The sequence below is a fragment of the Sphaerisporangium fuscum genome, assembly GCF_018531465.1.
Classification (GTDB): domain Bacteria; phylum Actinomycetota; class Actinomycetes; order Streptosporangiales; family Streptosporangiaceae; genus Sphaerisporangium; species Sphaerisporangium fuscum.
Window position 1 is genome coordinate 114,094 of sequence record NZ_JAHDTF010000033.1, and the last position, 16,986, is coordinate 131,079.

At 64.2% G+C, this 16,986-nt stretch carries 15 protein-coding genes; 10 read left to right on the forward strand and 5 right to left on the reverse strand.

The genetic code is table 11. The features are described from left to right. Nucleotides 1-46 precede the first annotated feature (46 nt). Entirely contained in the window at nt 47-592 is a 546-nt protein-coding gene (locus KIK05_RS36140; RefSeq protein WP_214415346.1) for a hemerythrin domain-containing protein, read from the forward strand. A 14-nt stretch (nt 593-606) separates the two neighbouring features. Here KIK05_RS36140 and KIK05_RS36145 read toward each other — a convergent pair whose 3' ends face one another. Beyond that, nucleotides 607-867: a hypothetical protein gene (locus KIK05_RS36145; RefSeq protein ID WP_214415347.1), complete on the reverse strand. Its 261-nt coding sequence runs from the start codon at nt 865-867 to the stop codon at nt 607-609. Nucleotides 868-1,059: 192 nt separating this feature from the next. After that, nucleotides 1,060-1,254 carry a hypervirulence associated TUDOR domain-containing protein gene (locus tag KIK05_RS36150; protein ID WP_308250250.1) on the reverse strand — a complete coding sequence of 65 codons (195 nt, stop codon included), beginning with the start codon at nt 1,252-1,254 and terminating at the stop codon, nt 1,060-1,062. A gap of 378 nt (nt 1,255-1,632) precedes the next feature. Here KIK05_RS36150 and KIK05_RS36155 point away from each other — a divergent pair, with 378 nt between their 5' ends. The 5 genes from KIK05_RS36155 (at nt 1,633) to KIK05_RS36175 (ending at nt 7,992) form a co-directional block, all read left to right on the forward strand. Further along, nucleotides 1,633-3,378 carry a glycosyl hydrolase family 18 protein gene (locus KIK05_RS36155; protein ID WP_214415349.1) on the forward strand — a complete coding sequence of 582 codons (1,746 nt, stop codon included), beginning with the start codon at nt 1,633-1,635 and terminating at the stop codon, nt 3,376-3,378. Nucleotides 3,379-3,554: 176 nt separating this feature from the next. Next, nucleotides 3,555-4,142, forward strand: coding sequence for a DUF6461 domain-containing protein (locus KIK05_RS36160; RefSeq protein WP_214415350.1), 588 nt, complete (start codon nt 3,555-3,557; stop codon nt 4,140-4,142). 191 nt (nt 4,143-4,333) lie between these two features. Beyond that, entirely contained in the window at nt 4,334-5,809 is a 1,476-nt protein-coding gene (locus KIK05_RS36165; protein WP_214415351.1) for a serine/threonine protein kinase, read from the forward strand. Next, nucleotides 5,809-7,359 carry a serine/threonine-protein kinase gene (locus KIK05_RS36170; protein ID WP_250564019.1) on the forward strand — a complete coding sequence of 517 codons (1,551 nt, stop codon included), beginning with the start codon at nt 5,809-5,811 and terminating at the stop codon, nt 7,357-7,359. The genes KIK05_RS36165 and KIK05_RS36170 overlap by 1 nt, the downstream gene beginning before the upstream one ends. 153 nt (nt 7,360-7,512) lie before the next feature. Continuing rightward, on the forward strand, nt 7,513-7,992 hold the full coding sequence (locus KIK05_RS36175; protein ID WP_214415353.1) for a YcxB family protein: 480 nt from the start codon (nt 7,513-7,515) through the stop codon (nt 7,990-7,992). A 544-nt stretch (nt 7,993-8,536) separates the two neighbouring features. Here the strand turns inward: KIK05_RS36175 and KIK05_RS49165 are convergent. After that, the gene (locus KIK05_RS49165; RefSeq protein WP_214415354.1) at nt 8,537-8,923 is read right to left on the reverse strand and encodes an endonuclease domain-containing protein; all 387 of its coding nucleotides are present in this window, start codon (nt 8,921-8,923) and stop codon (nt 8,537-8,539) included. 2,259 nt (nt 8,924-11,182) lie between these two features. On the opposite strand from KIK05_RS49165, the gene KIK05_RS49565 reads away from it, so the two are divergent. Both KIK05_RS49565 and KIK05_RS36190 read left to right on the forward strand, forming a co-directional pair. Next, nucleotides 11,183-11,941 (forward strand): serine/threonine-protein kinase, encoded by a 759-nt coding sequence (locus KIK05_RS49565; protein WP_372455640.1) that lies wholly within the window; start codon nt 11,183-11,185, stop codon nt 11,939-11,941. Nucleotides 11,942-11,956: 15 nt separating this feature from the next. Further along, the gene (locus tag KIK05_RS36190; RefSeq protein WP_214415356.1) at nt 11,957-13,348 is read left to right on the forward strand and encodes a hypothetical protein; all 1,392 of its coding nucleotides are present in this window, start codon (nt 11,957-11,959) and stop codon (nt 13,346-13,348) included. 1,011 nt (nt 13,349-14,359) lie between these two features. Here the strand turns inward: KIK05_RS36190 and KIK05_RS36195 are convergent. After that, on the reverse strand, nt 14,360-15,418 hold the full coding sequence (locus KIK05_RS36195; RefSeq protein ID WP_250564020.1) for an alanine racemase: 1,059 nt from the start codon (nt 15,416-15,418) through the stop codon (nt 14,360-14,362). Nucleotides 15,419-15,486: 68 nt separating this feature from the next. Beyond that, nucleotides 15,487-16,251 carry a GntR family transcriptional regulator gene (locus KIK05_RS36200; RefSeq protein ID WP_214415357.1) on the reverse strand — a complete coding sequence of 255 codons (765 nt, stop codon included), beginning with the start codon at nt 16,249-16,251 and terminating at the stop codon, nt 15,487-15,489. Nucleotides 16,252-16,506: 255 nt separating this feature from the next. On the opposite strand from KIK05_RS36200, the gene KIK05_RS36205 reads away from it, so the two are divergent. Continuing rightward, the gene (locus KIK05_RS36205; protein ID WP_214415358.1) at nt 16,507-16,677 is read left to right on the forward strand and encodes a hypothetical protein; all 171 of its coding nucleotides are present in this window, start codon (nt 16,507-16,509) and stop codon (nt 16,675-16,677) included. Between the two features lie 99 nt (nt 16,678-16,776). Beyond that, a partial coding sequence (locus KIK05_RS36210) for a hypothetical protein (RefSeq protein ID WP_214415359.1) occupies nt 16,777-16,986 on the forward strand: 210 nt, incomplete at its 3' end.

Here is a 16,986-nt window from a genome sequence, read left to right on the forward strand (position 1 = left end):
GTTCGCTAGATGCGCCAGGGTATCGGCAGAGGTGGGAGGCGGAACGATGACCGAGAAGCAGATGGAACAGCTCCGTGAGGACGACGTGGTGGCACTGCTCCTGCGTCAGCACGGCCTCGTGCGGGAGATGTTCGACGAGGTGGACAAGTCCAAGGGAGCCCGGCGAGCCGAGGCGTTCCAGCGTCTGGCACGGATGCTCGCCGTCCACGAGGCCGCCGAGGAGGAGGTGGTTCACCCCTACGTCGAGGAGAACATCAAAGGCGCGAAGAAAGTCGTTCAGGCACGGCTGCGCGAGGAGAAGGAGGCCAAGAAACTCCTGACCCAAATGATGGAGCGCGGCGCGGACGACAAATCCTTCGACAGCGACATCGAGAAGCTGAAGACGGACGTCCTCGAGCACGCCATGAACGAGGAGCACGAGGAGTTCCCCATAATCCTGGAAAACACCGGCGAAGACCAGCGACGCGCCATGGGAACGGCCATCAAGGCCGCCGTGCACGCCATCGCCACGGACAAGGACCTCACTTCACCTCAGGCCATCATGGACCGCACACGCGACGTCATCAACGACAAGATGGGGAAGGGTCGCTGAATCGGCCGGCGTGTTCACTCGTTCACGGACGAAGATCGGACCACGAAGGCCGCCACCAGCCGGATCGCCGCGATGACGACCGCCGGGGCGAGGGTGGTGACGCATATGCCGAGCACATCCCGCCATAACACGCCGACCATGAGCGCCACGAAGATCGACGATCCCAGGAACACGGCCAGGTAGAAAACCCTGCGCACGGGTTGCGGCGAACCGATCATAAGTGCCCCGACGGCCAGGAGCAGCGAAGGACCGTACACCGTTATCGTGTCGGTCATGTTCGACCCCTCCGCCGCGATTGCCGCATGATTTCATCGTAAGCGGATTCTCATATCGAGAACCTTGCTTCCTTGGAATTCAGGTACCACCGAGGCGCCCCTCTGACCTCGGAGTGGACAACGGCATTCCGGCCGGCTTACCGGCGCACCGGTTTCTCCTGGTCGGCGGTCTCGCCGTCGTCGCCGTCGAGGTCAGGACCGTTTCGTGAGCGCGGAGGGCTTGTGCACGGCCTTCCTGCCGCTCTTGTCGCTCTTGACCAGGTACTGCGGTTCCTCGGGCGAGGCGTCCACCACCCGTCCGGCCCGCTCGGTCCTCTTCGTGATCTTCTGCTCGACGGTCCCCGTCGCCTCGGACCCATGGCTCTTCCAGGCGACCTTGTCTCCCACAGAGATCTCGTCCCTTTTATCCTCTTTTCCCATACCACCGATCTGCCCCGCAGGCCGGGCGGCGACTCCTCCCGCACCCACGGATCAGACCTCGGCGAGCGACCCCTCAAGGACGAGGCGCGAGCCGCCCAAGTGGCACTCGACATAAGCGCAGGTCAGGTCGAGCGAGAATCATCTACTGTTAAGAAGCTTTCAAGAAAGAACTGTTAAGAAACTTGACAAAAGAACCCGCCGAACCAACGATGAGGTACGCGGATCCGCATCCGGCACGTCTCTCCACTTGATGCACGCACCGCGGCGGGCACAGCCCCGGCGGTGCGCCACCCCCCAAGGGCCGGGTCGGCACTACCCGGCCTGACTTCACTCGTGGGAGTCTTCATGCACCTCCGCACTCTGCTGCGCACGGCGGTCGCGGCTGTCACGACCGCCGTCACGGCGTTCGGCCTCGGCGTCGTGGGCACCGCGCCCGCCCACGCGGCGGCCGCGCTCCCCAGCCATGTCTTCGCCCCCTACTTCGAGGCGTGGACCGGGGACGACCCGGCGACACTGTCCCAGCAGTCCGGGGCCAAGTACCTCACCATGGCGTTCCTCCAGGCCGCGACCAAAGGGTCCTGCACGGCGTACTGGAACGGCGACACCAGCATGCCGATCTCGTCCTCGACCTTCGGCGCGTCCATCTCCAGCATCCGCGCCTCGGGCGGCGACGTGATCCCGTCCTTCGGCGGGTACACGGCCGACAACACCGGCACCGAGATCGCCGACAGCTGCACGAACGTGAACAGCATCGCCTCGGTCTTCGAGAGCGTCATCACCACCTACGGCGTCACCCGCATCGACCTGGACATCGAGGACAACTCCCTCACCAACAGCGCCGGGATCGACCGCCGCAACAAGGCGATCAAGCTGGTAGAGGACTGGGCCGCGGCCAACGGCAAGACCGTGCAGTTCGCCTACACCCTGCCGACCACGACCAGTGGCCTGGCCTCCAGCGGCCTGAACGTCCTGCGCAACGCGGTGACCAACAACGCCAGGATCGACGTCGTCAACATCATGACGTTCGACTACTACGACGGCGCCACGCACCAGATGGCGACCGACACCCAGACCGCCGCCACCGGCCTGCACGACCAGCTCAAGACGCTGTACCCCGGCAAGTCGGACACCGAGCTGTGGAACATGATCGGCGTCACCGAGATGATCGGCATCGACGACTACGGCCCCGCCGAGACGTTCACCACCGCCGACGCCGCCCCCGTGCTCAACTGGGCCACGAGCAAGGGCCTGGCCATGATCTCGTTCTGGGCGCTCCAGCGCGACAACGGCGGCTGCCCGGGCACCGGCGGCTCCGACAGTTGCTCGGGCATCTCCCAGAGCACCTGGTTCTTCAGCCAGACCTTCGCACCGTTCTCCGGTGGCGGCGGCACCCCGGGCAACGACTTCTCGGTCACCCTGTCCCCCTCCACGGGCTCGGTCGCCCCCGGCGGTACCGCGACGGCCACCGTGAACACGGCCGTCATCAGCGGCCCCGCGCAGACGGTGAACCTCACCGCCACCGGCGCCCCGGCCGGCGTCACCGCCACCCTGACCCCCGCCTCCGTCACCGCCGGCGGGTCCTCGTCGCTCAAGCTGGTCACCACGTCGTCGGCGGCGCCGGGAACCTACCCGATCACCGTCACCGGCACGGCCGCCTCCGGCAGCCACAGCGCGACCTTCACTCTCACGATCACCGGGTCGTCCGGCGGCGGCTCCGTCGCCAATGCCGACTTCGAGTCCGGAAGCCTCGCCCCCTGGAACTGCCAGCCCGGCGGCACGGTGACCGGATCGCCGGTACACGGAGGCACGCACGCCCTGCAGGTGACCCCGACCGCGAGCCAGACCGGCGAGTGCACCCAGACGCTGACCCTGTCGCCCAACCACGCCTACACGCTGAAGGCGTGGGTGCAGGGCAGCTACGCCTTCCTCGGGGTCTCCGGCGGCGCCAGCGCGAGCACGTGGACCTCCTCCAGCGGCTGGACCCAGCTCTCGCTGCCCTTCACCACCGGGTCCTCGGGCACCGTGACGCTGTCGGTCCACGGCTGGTACGGCCAGGCCAACGTCTACGCCGACGACTTCACCCTGACCTGACGATCCCCGTCCACAGACCCGAACCAACCAGGACAAGCTGACAGCCCACCCGTACCAAGGCCGCCGCACTCCGCCACGAGATGCGGCGGCCTCCCCATGCCCCGGGCCGGCGACGACTGTCGGTACTGATCGCTACCTTGGCTGCATTCGGCGTTCCCGAGAACGAGAGTGTGCGGGTGGAGATCACTTACGCGGACATCGCCTGGCTGGTCGAGGAAGAGGAGCTAGGCGATCTGTGGTGCCTGACCTACGTGAAAGGCCTCGATGAGGCCGAGGCGCTTCGGCGCATGGGTGCCGAAGCGGACAGCGTCCGGCCTCTGACGTACGAGGCGCTGATGGACGAGGGACTGTTCCAGGACACGGCTCTCGCCGCGCGTCTGGACGAGTGGACCGTGCTCATCGAGGTGTACGGCTGGCAGGCCACAGAATCTGCGGTCCTGCGGGCACTGTCGGCCGGGACAGAGGTCGTGTCGGTCTTACGGCACGACTACTACGCCAACGAGTTCGCGTATGCCGTCGACGGAGAACTGGTGACGTGCTTCAACTACATGCACCCCACACAGCGATACGGCAGTGATCCGGATCGCCTGGTGGACGTGATGAGGGAAGTCGGCTTCGATCCTGGCCGCGAGGGAGACCGTACGGAAGACGATAAGCCGATAGATCGAGCTCTACGGCTTGCGGCCCGGCTGACCGGCGTCGTCCTGACCCAGGAAGTCTTGGGCGGATGCCTCATGGGCGGTGTGATCTATCCACACGCCTGATGCGGCAGGCGGCGTGATGACGCGGGGCCAAGACTTACGACCCGCGCCAAGCACTGATCCGTCAGGGAACCGGTTGCGAGCGGAGGAGCGCGCTCCACTGCGGAGAGCCGGGTTTACGCGACTCGCTCACCGAGTCTGACATTTCCCACTATGGTGCCCAAAGATCCCCAGACGTCTGTCACAGGAGTCCTATGTCGCACGTCGAACCTCTCCGGGAAGGCGACCCCACCGCCGTGGGGCCCTACCGGTTGTTCGGACGTCTGGGCGCGGGCGGGCAAGGCGTGGTCTATCTGGGCCAGGGGCTCGACGGCAGACCGGTCGCGGTCAAAGTGCTGCGCGAGGGACTCACGGACGAGCGCTTCGCGAAGGAGATCGACGCGGCGCGCCGGGTGGAGCCGTTCTGCATCGCCCAGGTGCTCGACGCCTCCCTGGGCGACCGGCCGTACATCGTCACCGAGTACGTCGAAGGGCCCTCACTCCAGCAGGCCGGCCGCCACACCGGCGCCGACCTGCAACGACTCGCCGTGGCGACCGCCACCGCACTGGCGGCCATCCATCAGGCGGGCATCGTCCATCGCGACTTCAAACCCGCCAACGTGCTGCTCGGACACGGCGGACCCCGAGTGATCGACTTCGGGATCGCCCGGTCTGTCGAATCGGGGATCACGGCTACGAGCAGCATCGTCGGCACCCCCGCGTACATGGCCCCGGAGCAACTCGCCGGAGAGCGGATCGGGCCGGCCGTCGACGTGTTCGCGTGGGCGTCGGTGATCGTGTTCGCCGCCACCGGGGTGCCCCCGTTCGGTGAGGATTCGCTGCCCGCGGTGATCAACCGGATCCTGCACAACGAGCCACAGCTCGGCGACCTGCCGCAACCGTTACGCGGCATCGTCCTGACGTGCCTGGCCAAGGATCCGGCCCGCCGCCCCGCCATGCGCGACGTGTTGCTACAACTCCTCGGCGGGCAGACCGCGCCAGGGCGTCCGGACGGTGCCGACGCCAGGAGTCCGTCCACGGTTCCCGGGCGGCGGCGACGACCGCGCGGGAACAGGACGGTGGTCGTCGCGGGCCTCTCCGGTGTGGCGACGCTGGCGGTCGCCGGTGCCGTCTTCTGGGGAGCCACCAACGTCTGGGCCCCTCGGGAACCACAACCGAGTTCGCCACCAATGGCGTTCAACCCCGCCAGGACGGCGACCTCGGCGAAAACGCCGCCCCCGACGAAACCCCGCGAGCGTCCGAAAAGGACCAAGAGCCCGTCCCCGGCGAGACCGACGGCCACGACGAAGCCGACCATGAAGCAGACCGCGAAGCCGACCGTGTCCGTTCCCAAGCCGACGACCTCATCGGGCGGTGGTTCCTTCCGGATCGCGAGGGTATGGGCCATGGGCGCCCGGAAGGCCAACACCCAGGACTGTCAGATCGGCCAGAGCAACACCTTCGGCCTGGTCGAGGGGACCAAACTGTCCACCACGTTCCACTATGAATGGATCCTGGACGGACGGGTGGTGGAACGCAACGAGTCCGTCATCGCCGAGTCCCACACTCAGCAGGTCGTCGGCCCGCTGGTACAGCCGAACGGCCCGCACCGGATCACCCTCCGCCTCACCTCTCCCGCGACGACGTCGAGAACGCTCTCGTTCACCATCTGCCCGGTCGGGACCGAGTGATGAGCCCGCTCCTGCCAGAGGACCCCTCGGCCGTGGGCCCCTACCGGCTGCTCGGACGTCTGGGCGCGGGCGGCCAGGGAGTGGTCTACCTGGGCCAGGGGCCCGACGGCCGTACGGTCGCGGTCAAGGTGCTGGCGGACGGCCTGGCCGGTGACCACCGTTTCGCCAAGGAGATCGACGCGGCGCGCCGGGTGGAGCCGTTCTGCATCGCCCAGGTGCTCGACGCCTCCCTGGGCGGCCGGCCGTACATCGTCACCGAGTACGTCGAAGGGCCCTCACTCCAGCAGGCCGGCCGCCACACCGGCGCCGACCTGCAACGACTCGCCGTGGCGACCGCCACCGCACTGGCGGCGATCCACCGGGCCGGGGTGGTGCATCGCGACTTCAAGCCCGCCAACGTACTGCTCGGGAGGGACGGGCCGCGGGTCATCGACTTCGGCATCGCCCGCGCGTCCGACCATTCGCTGACCGTGACGAGCAGCATCGTCGGCACCCCCGCGTACATGGCGCCCGAACAGCTCGCGGGCGCCCCGCTCACTCCCGCGGTGGACGTCTTCGCGTGGGCCTCGGTGATCGTGTTCGCCGCCACAGGAAGCCCGCCATTCGGCAACGACTCGCTGCCCACGGTGATCCGCCGCATCCTCCACAACGAGCCGTACCTGGGCGACCTGCCGGGGCCGCTACGCCCGATAGTGCTGTCCTGCCTGGCCAAGGACCCCGGCGCCCGGCCCGCCATGCAGGACGTCCTGCTCCAGCTCATCGGTGCCCCACCCACCGGTACAGCTGGCGGTACGGCAACCGTTCCGGCCGGCCGTCCAGGCGGTACGGGAGGCGCCCCCGTCGGCCGTCACAGTGGTGCGGCGGGCGACCCGATCGGCCGCCCAGCCGGTACGGCGGGTCATGCTGGGAGTCGCCCACGCTGGAAGGCGGTGTCGGCGGGTGTCGGCGCACTGGTCGTGTCCGCCGCCCTGGTGACCGGAGCGATCACATGGAGACGCGCCCCGGCGACGACGACCGCGTCCACCCCATCGGCCGCGGCCCAGGGCGCCGCCGCGACAACCGGCACGCAGAAGCGGGGCACCGACGCGACGCCCAGCGCGCCGCCCAAGCGGACGCGGCCCACCAGAACCGCCGGCGCAACCTCCACCACAGCCCCACGCAGGCAGCGGACACCCACCCCTACGGCCTCCCCGCCGAAGACCACCACTTCCGTCCCGAGAACCACGACGACGACCGCGGCCGCGGGGAGCGTAAGCCTGGTGTCGCTGAAACTGGACGGACTGCGGACCGAAAAGGGCTGCTGGTCGTCCAGCCTCTTCCCTGTCGCCACCCTCAAAGGCCCGTCGGGAAAGCAGGTGGAGTACGGCTACCGCTGGATCGTGGACGGCCAGGACGAGGGATGGAAGACGGACTGGGTGACCGGCACGACCAAGAACCAGCGCAACCCCCTCGGCTCCTTCGAACCGGGCCGGCACACGGTCGTCTTCCGCCTTCTGACCCCTTCGAAGGCCAGCGAGAGTGTGCACTTCACGGTGTGCCAGCCGTACTAGCCGCGTCGTTCTCGCGGGTTTCGCGAGCCAGGGAACCTCGCCACATTCGGCGCACCGCGGCTCTGCCTTGTACGGTCCCGCCGATCAAGCACGATTGGCGTTCCGGCCGGAGGCCGGAATGATGACTTCCACATCAGACGAAGGCGGCCTCTGTTGGACATCGAAGTCAGGTATCAACCCACCCCCGACGAAGTGGCACGAGCTCTTCAACAGGGTCTCAGGCGACAACTCAAAGTCACCTATCTGGCACTCCCAGCGGTCCTGACCGTGTCAGGAATCGTGTGCCTCCTGCTCGGCACCGTCGGCATGGGCATGGGCATGCTGGCGGGCGCGATCGTGTTTCCCTTCGCCCTGAACCTGGCGATCCGCCGGACCGGCAAGCGGCAGCTCACCTACCTCTGCGTGCCCACCACGCTCCGGCTGACCGACGATGGGTACGAGTTCCATACCGATCGGACCACCAGCACCGTGCAGTGGTCCATGTTCCAGCGCATCGTGAGCACCCCCGAGTTCTGGCTGCTCTTCGTGAACAAGCAATGCACGGGCTTCCTCCCCCGACGCGCCTTCGACACCGGACAACAGTCCGAACTCGACACCTTCTTCACCGCCCACCAGAACACCGGGGTCAGCTGAAAACTCTCTCCGAGCTTTACGGACGGGAGAGGCTGACGAACTGGTCCTCAACGGCGACAGCTCAGCGGTGCGGAACTTTGGTGCTTCCGCGCTCATCCGGGACACTCCCGGCCGTCCCGGCGCCTAGACCCTACGGGCGGCGCGGCCCGAGTACGCGCTCCTCCCCCAGGGCAAGCGTCCGCAACATCCCGCGAGCATCACGCGAGCCATCCGGCGCCTTGAGACGGCCCCGCTCACCGTGACGGAGCCGCACGAGACCAAGACCATCCGGATCGCCCTCGATACGCTCGCCCTTCGCCTCAATGGTAAGAAGGCAGGCGCGAACACCGTAGCGTGGCGCTCTGCCACGTCCTTGAGTACCCCGTGGAGTTGGAAGAGCTGCCCGCAAACAAGCGGATCGAGGACGCGCTTGCGACCTGAGACTCGCCGTACGTCAAGGGTCCCGGATGATCTCCAGGACCCTTCGACGTTGCTAAGGCCATGCTGACGGTTGCCTGCAGTACATCTTCCCTGCTGTTAGCGCCGTCGGGGCAGCTGCGAATCATCAGTCTAGAAACTGTTCTAGGTACGCGGCAGCGCGCTCCATGCGTTCTGGATCGTGATCGAATGCACCCAGTCCGGTATTGCATCCTGCGCACAGCAAGCCTCTTACTCGGAGGGTTTCCCCCTCCCCATCATGATCTACCGCGATCCGCCTCGTGGTTCCCTGCGAGGTGGTACCACCTTCAGGGGCGGCACAGATCGCGCATCGGCCTTGCTGCTCCTCGTCGCTGCCGACCCCAATCCGCCGACCGTCGCCACCTGAAGATCTAGCTCCACGTTCACCGTTGACAGCCGCCTGGCGGGACGTTCCGGGAAGAAGGCTTCCAGCCGCCGCCTGGAGAAATAGATCATATTGTTGAAACGCATATCTCTCCTTGCTCGGTCTCACATGAATGATGCCTGACCCGATTCGTCGCGGCTCCGGTTTCTACTGTTAACTCTCGGAAACTGAGCTTGGTCAGTAATGGGCCTCGATCAGCTCCGGCTGTACCACTGATGATCAACGAGAGGAAGGCCGGAACTCGGACTCGTCGAGCTGGCTACGTCCACGGTGGCGAGGTTGTTGGAGGCGATCAGGGCACGTGCACGGTCCTTGAGCACGTGGACCTGCTCGGCATCGGCCAGGGCGAAAACCAAGATCCTTCGGCAACACATCGAAGAGTTCGGCGTCAGCCCGGACGGGCGGATCTTCCGCACGGAACGCGGCGGCGTGGTCGCCTCCACGCCTACACCGAGGTCTGGCAGGAAGCCCGAAAGCAGGTTTTCTACCCCGCCCAGGTCGCCTCGCCGCCCGCCCGCAGGCCGTACGACCTCCGGCACGCGGCCGTCTCGCTCTGGCTCAACGCGGGTGTGTCGGCATCTGACGTGGCCGAGCGGGCCGGGCACAGCGTTGACATGCTCCTCTGCGCCTACGCCAGTGCGTCGCCGGACAGCAGGAAATCGCCGATTGGAAGACCGATGATGCCGTGGTGGCGTGACGCGCAAGCCGTGCAGGCAGGGTCCCGGAAGCTCTCCGGGACCCTTCGGCGTTCCTGTGGCCTGATCGGCGAAACCCTCACCAGCCCGTCAAGCGCTGACGCCACCAGGCGGCGGCATGCCATCCGCTTCTGGCCGCCACATTCGGATCGGGCAAGGTGCGGGCGCGGAACTGCTCGTCCAGTGGATCTACGACCAGGCGTAGCTCGGCGCGAGCGGCTGCGGGGAGGGCTTGCAGAACCTCTTCCAAGAGGTCACGAGGCTCTACTGGATCACAGCAGAGATATTCCACCGGGTGCACGTAGACGTACCGGCCTCGCCTTCGACGAAAGCCGGCGTACTGTTCCAACGCATCGGCTATGGCGTTCAGCCAGAAACGTTGATCTTCCAGTCGCCATATCGCCCCCTGGGCTTTGGCGGAGAGTCCGCGGATGTGCTTGCGCGGTCCACGCTCTGATGATCGGCTCCGCTGGGATCGCAGAGCTCCAGGCCGCCTACGCGGCATTGTCCTTTCGGGTCAGCATGCAGCCGATCATGCCACGTCGTCGTGGACAGCAAAAGGGTCCTCTTCGTGCCCAATACGTGCTCGAGTGCGGCCTACGATGACGAGGCCGTGGCCTCATCCCCCAGCGGCCCCGAACGCGGGGCCTGACCTGGGGAAACGCGCGCCAAGGTCCATCCTGCGTGTATCCCGTGAGGGCCTGCGAACGGCCGCTCTGGACGGCCTTCGGCTGCATACCCCCGAAAACCAGAAGAGGCCCCGGAGGGCCTCTAAGCTGGGGTTTCTGCTGGTGGCAGGTCCAGGGTTCGAACCTGGGTAGGCTGAGCCGACGGTTTTACAGTCCCGCCGAAAAACCCTTCTGACCTGGACATTTGCCAGTTAGGATACCTGCTTGGCCGCGTATTGGCCGTCGCGGTAATGGCTCACGGCCCAGAGACGGCCTCTAACAACAGAGGACCGGCCTCCTACCGATGGACACCGACACGGTCGCGCTCGCCCCTCAACGGGCGCTACAGGCGCCCGACTCTCGATCAAGTCGGCTCGCCGTTCCCTTGCCAGCCCGCCGTCATCCCCGCCGCAGAATCCGCACAATCCGCAGAATTGCCAACCGAGACTCGTCCTTGCAGGTCAAGGAGCATGTCTCGCTTACAGGACTCACTTCTGCAGAATGCCGCGATTTTCCGCAGAATCCCCAGGGCTACGGCTCCCGCCACCCGCGTCGCCTATTCTGCGGGTTTCCGCGGCATTCTGCGGAAGGGGATCACCACGGCAGCGATGACTAGCTGACCTGCCAAGACAGTCACCTCAGGGCGTTCTGCGGATTGCGCGCTTTCTGCGGTGAGGCAACTCAATGACACGTACGTTCGAAGGGGCCACCCAGTCCGCGAACCAGTAACCCCATCGAGGCGAGATGCTCGCATACAGCTCATCACGACGCATATACCTCATTTATACACAAAAGCGACAATCTATCTCATACCTCAGGCTCTTGGATCGTGCGAAACTCGCTAGCGTGGCCAGGGCGTATCTTGGAGTAACATTTGGCCTCAGGGCATGGTTGGCGCGTGATCTTGAGTAGACCGTTGGACGGTAAGGAACACGGTGGGTGATAACACAGACGAGAAGCCCCGGCACGCCGCCGCAGAAGTAGCCGCGGCCCTAGGCGAAGAAGTGGAGTTCTTAGGGAGAGGCACATTCGGAGATACATGGCGTGCAGGCGACACCGCCATCAAGATCATTTGCTCCGAGGACTACCCCGCTGCCCGTTTGAAGAGGGAAGTGGAGGGCCTACGGCGCGTCAGCAGCCCGTATGTCGTCGCGTTGCTAGAAACCCTAACGCTGTCGCTTGGTGATGCGTCAAGGCCGGCGCTTCGATTCGAGTTCATCGCTGGTGGAGACCTCGCAAGGTCAATCACTGAAGAGAGGTGGCCGAACGCGGACGAAGCGGGAAGACTACTTCAAGGACTTCTCGCAGGTGCTGACGCTTTGCATCACACAGGCACCATCCATCGCGACATCAAGCCAGGAAATGTCGCTCTACGGGACGGAGACTGGGGCCGTCCTGTCTTGCTTGATCTAGGACTTGCAAAGCAACTCGATGGTTCGACGATTACTGTTTATCCTGGCCACATAGGTACGTACACTTACATGGCCCCTGAGCAGTTGGAAGGCCGTAGAGCCCGCAAGGCAGCTGATCTATGGGCGATCGGGGTTACCGTGCGCCAAATGCTATGCCGCCAGCACCCCTTCTACCGCACGGGCGAGGCGCTATCAATAGAGCAAGCGATCACGAGGATGTCTGACGGCCCAATGCCCTTGCCGGAAGCGGTCAGCGATCCTGTTCGATCTGTGCTTGACCGTTTGACTGCGGTACCTGAGTATGAGAGAGGAAGTACGGGTAGTAACCTGCGCCGCCTAGGAATCAAGTAGCAGCGAGGATCAGCTATGAGTGATGACGAAGAGGACATCTGGGAAGAAGAGCTTGACGAAGAGGATCTAGAAGATCTCGATTCTGGCCGGGAAACCGTACAAGAAGCTCTTTTCTGGAACACCGCTTCATCTGCCGTCCTTCTTGCGGGCACGAATAAAGTTCTCGTAGTCGAAGGGCCGGACGCCGGCCAGGTTTCCGAAGTCAACCAGGTCGCCAATATGGAAGAGGAGATCGCTCCTGCTCTTATCGGCCGAGATGAAGCCTTAGATGGCACGCGTCCTATCTTCCTCGCCCACCGCGGGGGGCAACACCACCGTCACCTGTCCCATGTCCTCACCCGGCTACACCAAGGACATGGAAACGACATCGCGGTAGGCGCCATCTTAAAGATTCACGGTCAGAGCGCGGATGCCAGTCGCGAGTTCTTCCAGCAATGCGCCACCGCTGCTGTCCGTATCGCAGATCCTGCATGCTACATGCTGGACGAGGACATTCTTCGGCTGAAAAAGGATCCGATCTCTAACCTCGCCACCAACAGAGCACCATATCTAAAGGGTCCGGATCATGCCGGGTTTGTAGAGGACGTCCTAGGTGCCCAACGCGATTTAAGAGCTAATCTCCTCCTAACTCCTGGCCGCGCCCTAGACGCCGACAGCCCAAAAAACTCACTTAACGCGCTATTCCAAGAAGGGGAGAATGCTCTCGCTTTGTTAGAGCGCGGGGAGCGTTTGGCGTTGAACTTGACGCTTCCTGCTCGCTGGCTTATCAGCCCTTCTCTACGCGAACAGCTCTTCAACGAACTCCTCGACCGAGATGAGCATCAAATCTGGTACGTCCGATCGCAATGGAGGGCTCAGCGGAGTTACGCCCAGCCAAGCGACATCGAACTACTCAACGGGTATAAGAGACTGTGCGAACTCGCCCTCGATGAAGACCGGCGCCTGCTACTCCCACAGACCGGCTTAACTGGGTGGCTCATGCTAGCATTCGGCGCAAAGGGATTCGGTGCTGGAAGCAGCGGAACCGATCAAGCGTTTACCGAACCAAGTTTTGGCAGAAAGCCAGGTGCTATTCGGAAGCAGCGATACTTCGAGCGGCAACTGCTGCATGCTGTGGAACGCAGCGTTCATGACGTACTCGAGACTGCTACAGATTACAAGTCTTGCGACTGCCCATACTGCCCCACTCTGTGGAACTCCCCTTCCTGGAGTCACGAATTCGCCGGTCTTCATCTGCTATACCGTACCGGCCAACTCGTTGCCGAGGTGGAAGAAGACACCAAACCGGGTGGTCGCCACTCCGCAGTTCGTCGGATAGTCCGCGATGCATTGAAGTACGTCAAAAACAAGGAGCTAACAGATATTAACGCGCCCCAGCACCTAGCAACCTGGGGTCAACTCCTGTAGTAGCGCTTAGCTGTCGCCCAAAGACGGGACTTAAGGGCCCACTCACGCTTCCTGCAAGATAGAGGGCAGCGGCCCTCTCGACAAGCAGATTACGATGAGCACTGTGAGGCTGGCGTATCTTCGCCGGCGCCTTAACTTCGAGATATCCCGAGCTTGCCGAGAGAGTCGCGAGGCCTACTTTACAGCTCAAGAAGCGATCTATCTTTTCTGAGCATCCTGCCCCATGCGCCGCGTCCATGACAAGCCAGGTGTAGTCTGCCGCTTGCCTATGAGCTTGCCAGAAACCACGCCGCCAGTCGCTAATCTTAGTCTCTATGGCTATGACATGGGACGCCAAAGACTTAAAGGAATGCGTAGCAGTCCAACAACCCCGCTTAACACGTCGAACGTGCCCCTGATCCGCCAATCTCTTCAGGACGACCGAAGATAGGTATCCGGCAGTGACACCAGTCTCCGCCGACAGTTCCGCCGATGTTGCGGTATCTTCAGAACGGCTGCGACACGCTAGTTCGCTCAGAGCAGTCATTACCGCTACGTCCGAGGCATCCACCACAGGTGGAAGGCTGAGTCGTTTACGGCGAGCGATTTCTTGATCATCAAAGGCAATCAGCACCATGTCTGGTATGCCAGAGGCGGATTGCACTTCGAATAGAACCTGAAATTGCCCCGTCAACGGTTGAATCAGTAGCGAGACCTGCTCGATAAGCGGCGTGAGCATGTCCGCCTCTGCCCGAAAGGTGGACATCTTGCCCCTTCCCCCATCTCAGACAGTACACACACGGCTACTTTACGATACATGCACAGGCGCATGGTTCCCTGGCTAGATGATCACTGTAGCTCCGTTGACCTACTGATCGAGCCTGAACAACTCTTTTGAGACAGTCAACCCATCTACAGCCATAGCTTCCAGCAAGTCTCAGATTTGGTAGAGAAACGTTGCTTCGGGACCGGATGCCTACTACCCGGCCGAGAGGCCCAAAACGAGTCTCGGGCCTCTCGGCGGTTAGCAGATCACCCTTCCAGGTAGTGGAACGTCGGCTTCGGATGCATCAGGAAGTCGTGATGGGAGATGTTCCACGCGTAGGCGCCGGCCATGAGGAACTCCACCACATCGCCCCTCTTCAGGTTCACTGGAACGTGTCGCGCCATGGTGTCCTTCGGCGTGCATAGCTGGCCGACAATCGTGGTCGGTTCTCCGGGCTTGTTGATAACCACCGGCTGGCTGTGCCCCTTGGTCGCCGGCGTCCGGATGTGGTGCGTTCCGCCTGCCACCACGGCGAACAACTCACCGTGGACGCGCTTGACGTCGATGACGCGGGTCACGTACCGCCCGCAGTAAACCGACAGGGAGCGTCCCGGCTCGATGCGTAGAGTCTCGCCCGGACGCCGCAGAGCCGCTAGCCCTTCACCGTAGGTCTTCCAGTCGAAGCGGGCGTCGGGATCGGCGTACGACACAGCCATGCCACCACCGAGGTTGATCTCGGTGACGCCGAGTCCGCGGGCGTAGTCGAGAATCGCGGACGCCAGTTCGAGCATGGCCGGCGCTTCCAGTCCGCTGGCCAGGTGGGCGTGGATGCCGCGCAGTCGGACCGCGTCCTGACCGGCCAGCATGTCAAGGCACTCGGAAACGCCCGCCGGGTCCATTCCGAACGGCGTGGCGCCGCCGCCCATGGCCAGGGACGCCCCGCTGATGGGGAGGTCGAGATTAACGCGGAGCAGCACGTCGGCGGGCCGGCCCGCCGCGAAGAGCCGTCGAATCTCACTCGGACTCTCGATGTGCAGCCTGGTCACGTCCGCGAAGAGTTCGGCGTCGGTCTTGCCGGGACCGCCAAGCGCGATCGGCGTGTCCGGGAAGTACGTGCGCACGTGGGCGAGTTCTCCCCCCGAGGCCACCTCGAAGCCGTCGACATAGGGCGCGATCACCTGCAAGAGCTTGGGATCGGGGTTGGCCTTGACGGCGTAGTAGACCTCGATGTCACCGAGGGCGGCCCGGACGGTGGCCATGTGGGCGTCAAGGTCGGCAAGGTCGTACACGTACGCGGGCAGCTCGCTCGCGTCGGGCAGGTCCAAGGCGCGAGCGTGCATCGGCACTGTGGCTGTCATTGCGTCGTCTCCGATCGGTCGTGTCTGGCCGTACGTCAGGTGAGGGGGAAGCTGTTCTCAATGATCAGATAGTGAGCGGGCGTAACGGTCGTGGTCACTTCCACGGCCCGCTGATCTGCGGTCTTGCCTACATGGAAGATGTCGAGAACGGTACGTTCCGGGCTGATCTCGAGCGCATCAGCCTCGGTGTCCGTAGGAGGTCGAACGACGATGCGCTCGGTCGCTTCCGTCTGCGCATAGCCGAGTTCGGCCAATGCCGACTTGACGCCACCGACGATGACCGGCCCCGCCTCCTCCAGAACCGTCCCCTCGGCGATGGACAGCGGGAACCACGACGCGTTCAGACGCACCGGGATTCCGGACGCGAGTAGGCGCCGACGACGGACGAGGGCGTTCTCTTCGCCCCGCGGCAGGCCGAGGGCATCGGCGACGTCGTCCGGCGGTATGGCCCTCTCGGTCGTGATCTCGTGCTGAGGTTCGAGCCCAATTGCCCGTACCTCCGCGTCGAACGCGCCGCGCGCCTGCCCACCCTCGCGCGTCTGACGGGAGTAACGCGCCGGCGAGTGCAGCATCGGCGGAATGTAGGTGACCAAGGTTCCCCTCCCTTGACGAGGGCGAATCATGCCCTCCGCTGCAAGTACCTGCATTGCCCTGTTGACCAGGCTTCGCGATGCCCCGTACTTCTCGGCGAGCACCGGCTCAGCCGGAAAGACCGTGGCGGGCGGATAGACGCCGTTCACGATCTCCTGCCGGATCTGCGAAGCGATCTGACGGAAGCCCAACTTTCCCGGCTGGCTCATTTCTCCCTCTTTCGCACCAGTAGTCCGTTTTCCGGTGCCCCTAGCTCAACTCGCAAACATCAAACGTTTGATGTTTATTGACAGCACCGGGAGAACGGGTCCATCATCGGGCTATCGACAAACGTTTGACGTTTCTAAGCGGCAGCATACCTGCCGCGTCAGGCCGGAGTCGAACAGCCAACTGAAGAGCCGTGGTGCGGCGGGTCGCGGTACAGGCCCCTCACCCCGGCGCCTCGCTACAGGAGGGCAGTACCGATGATCCAGACGCCCAAGCCCCGCCGGCTCGTCCCCATCCTGCTCATGGTCTGTGCGCTGTTCTTCATCATCCGCCAGCCCGCGCAGGCCGCCGTCACGGCCACGAACGCCTTCCACGGGCTCACGGTCGTCGCCGACGCGCTGATGACCTTCGCTTCCAACCTCGGCTGAGTCGGCCCAAGCAAACGGAGAAGCGGCCCCCATCCGCCAAGACACGGACCGCTTCCCGCTCCTCGCAACCCGTACGAGTCATCAAGGAGTACTTCCATCATGACGGAATCCGTCGCGATCAGCACGGGGAAGCTCACCACCGTTAAGCACGCTTCTCGCCGACACACGGTCGGCGTTGAGCTGGTCACCCCTGAGCTTCGCCGGCAGACCTACATCATGGGCAACCCCACGTGGGCTGCCGTCGAACGGTACGAGGGGCGCCTCGTCAAGGTCTGCGGAACCGCCGAGGACCCGGCCGACCTGGTCACG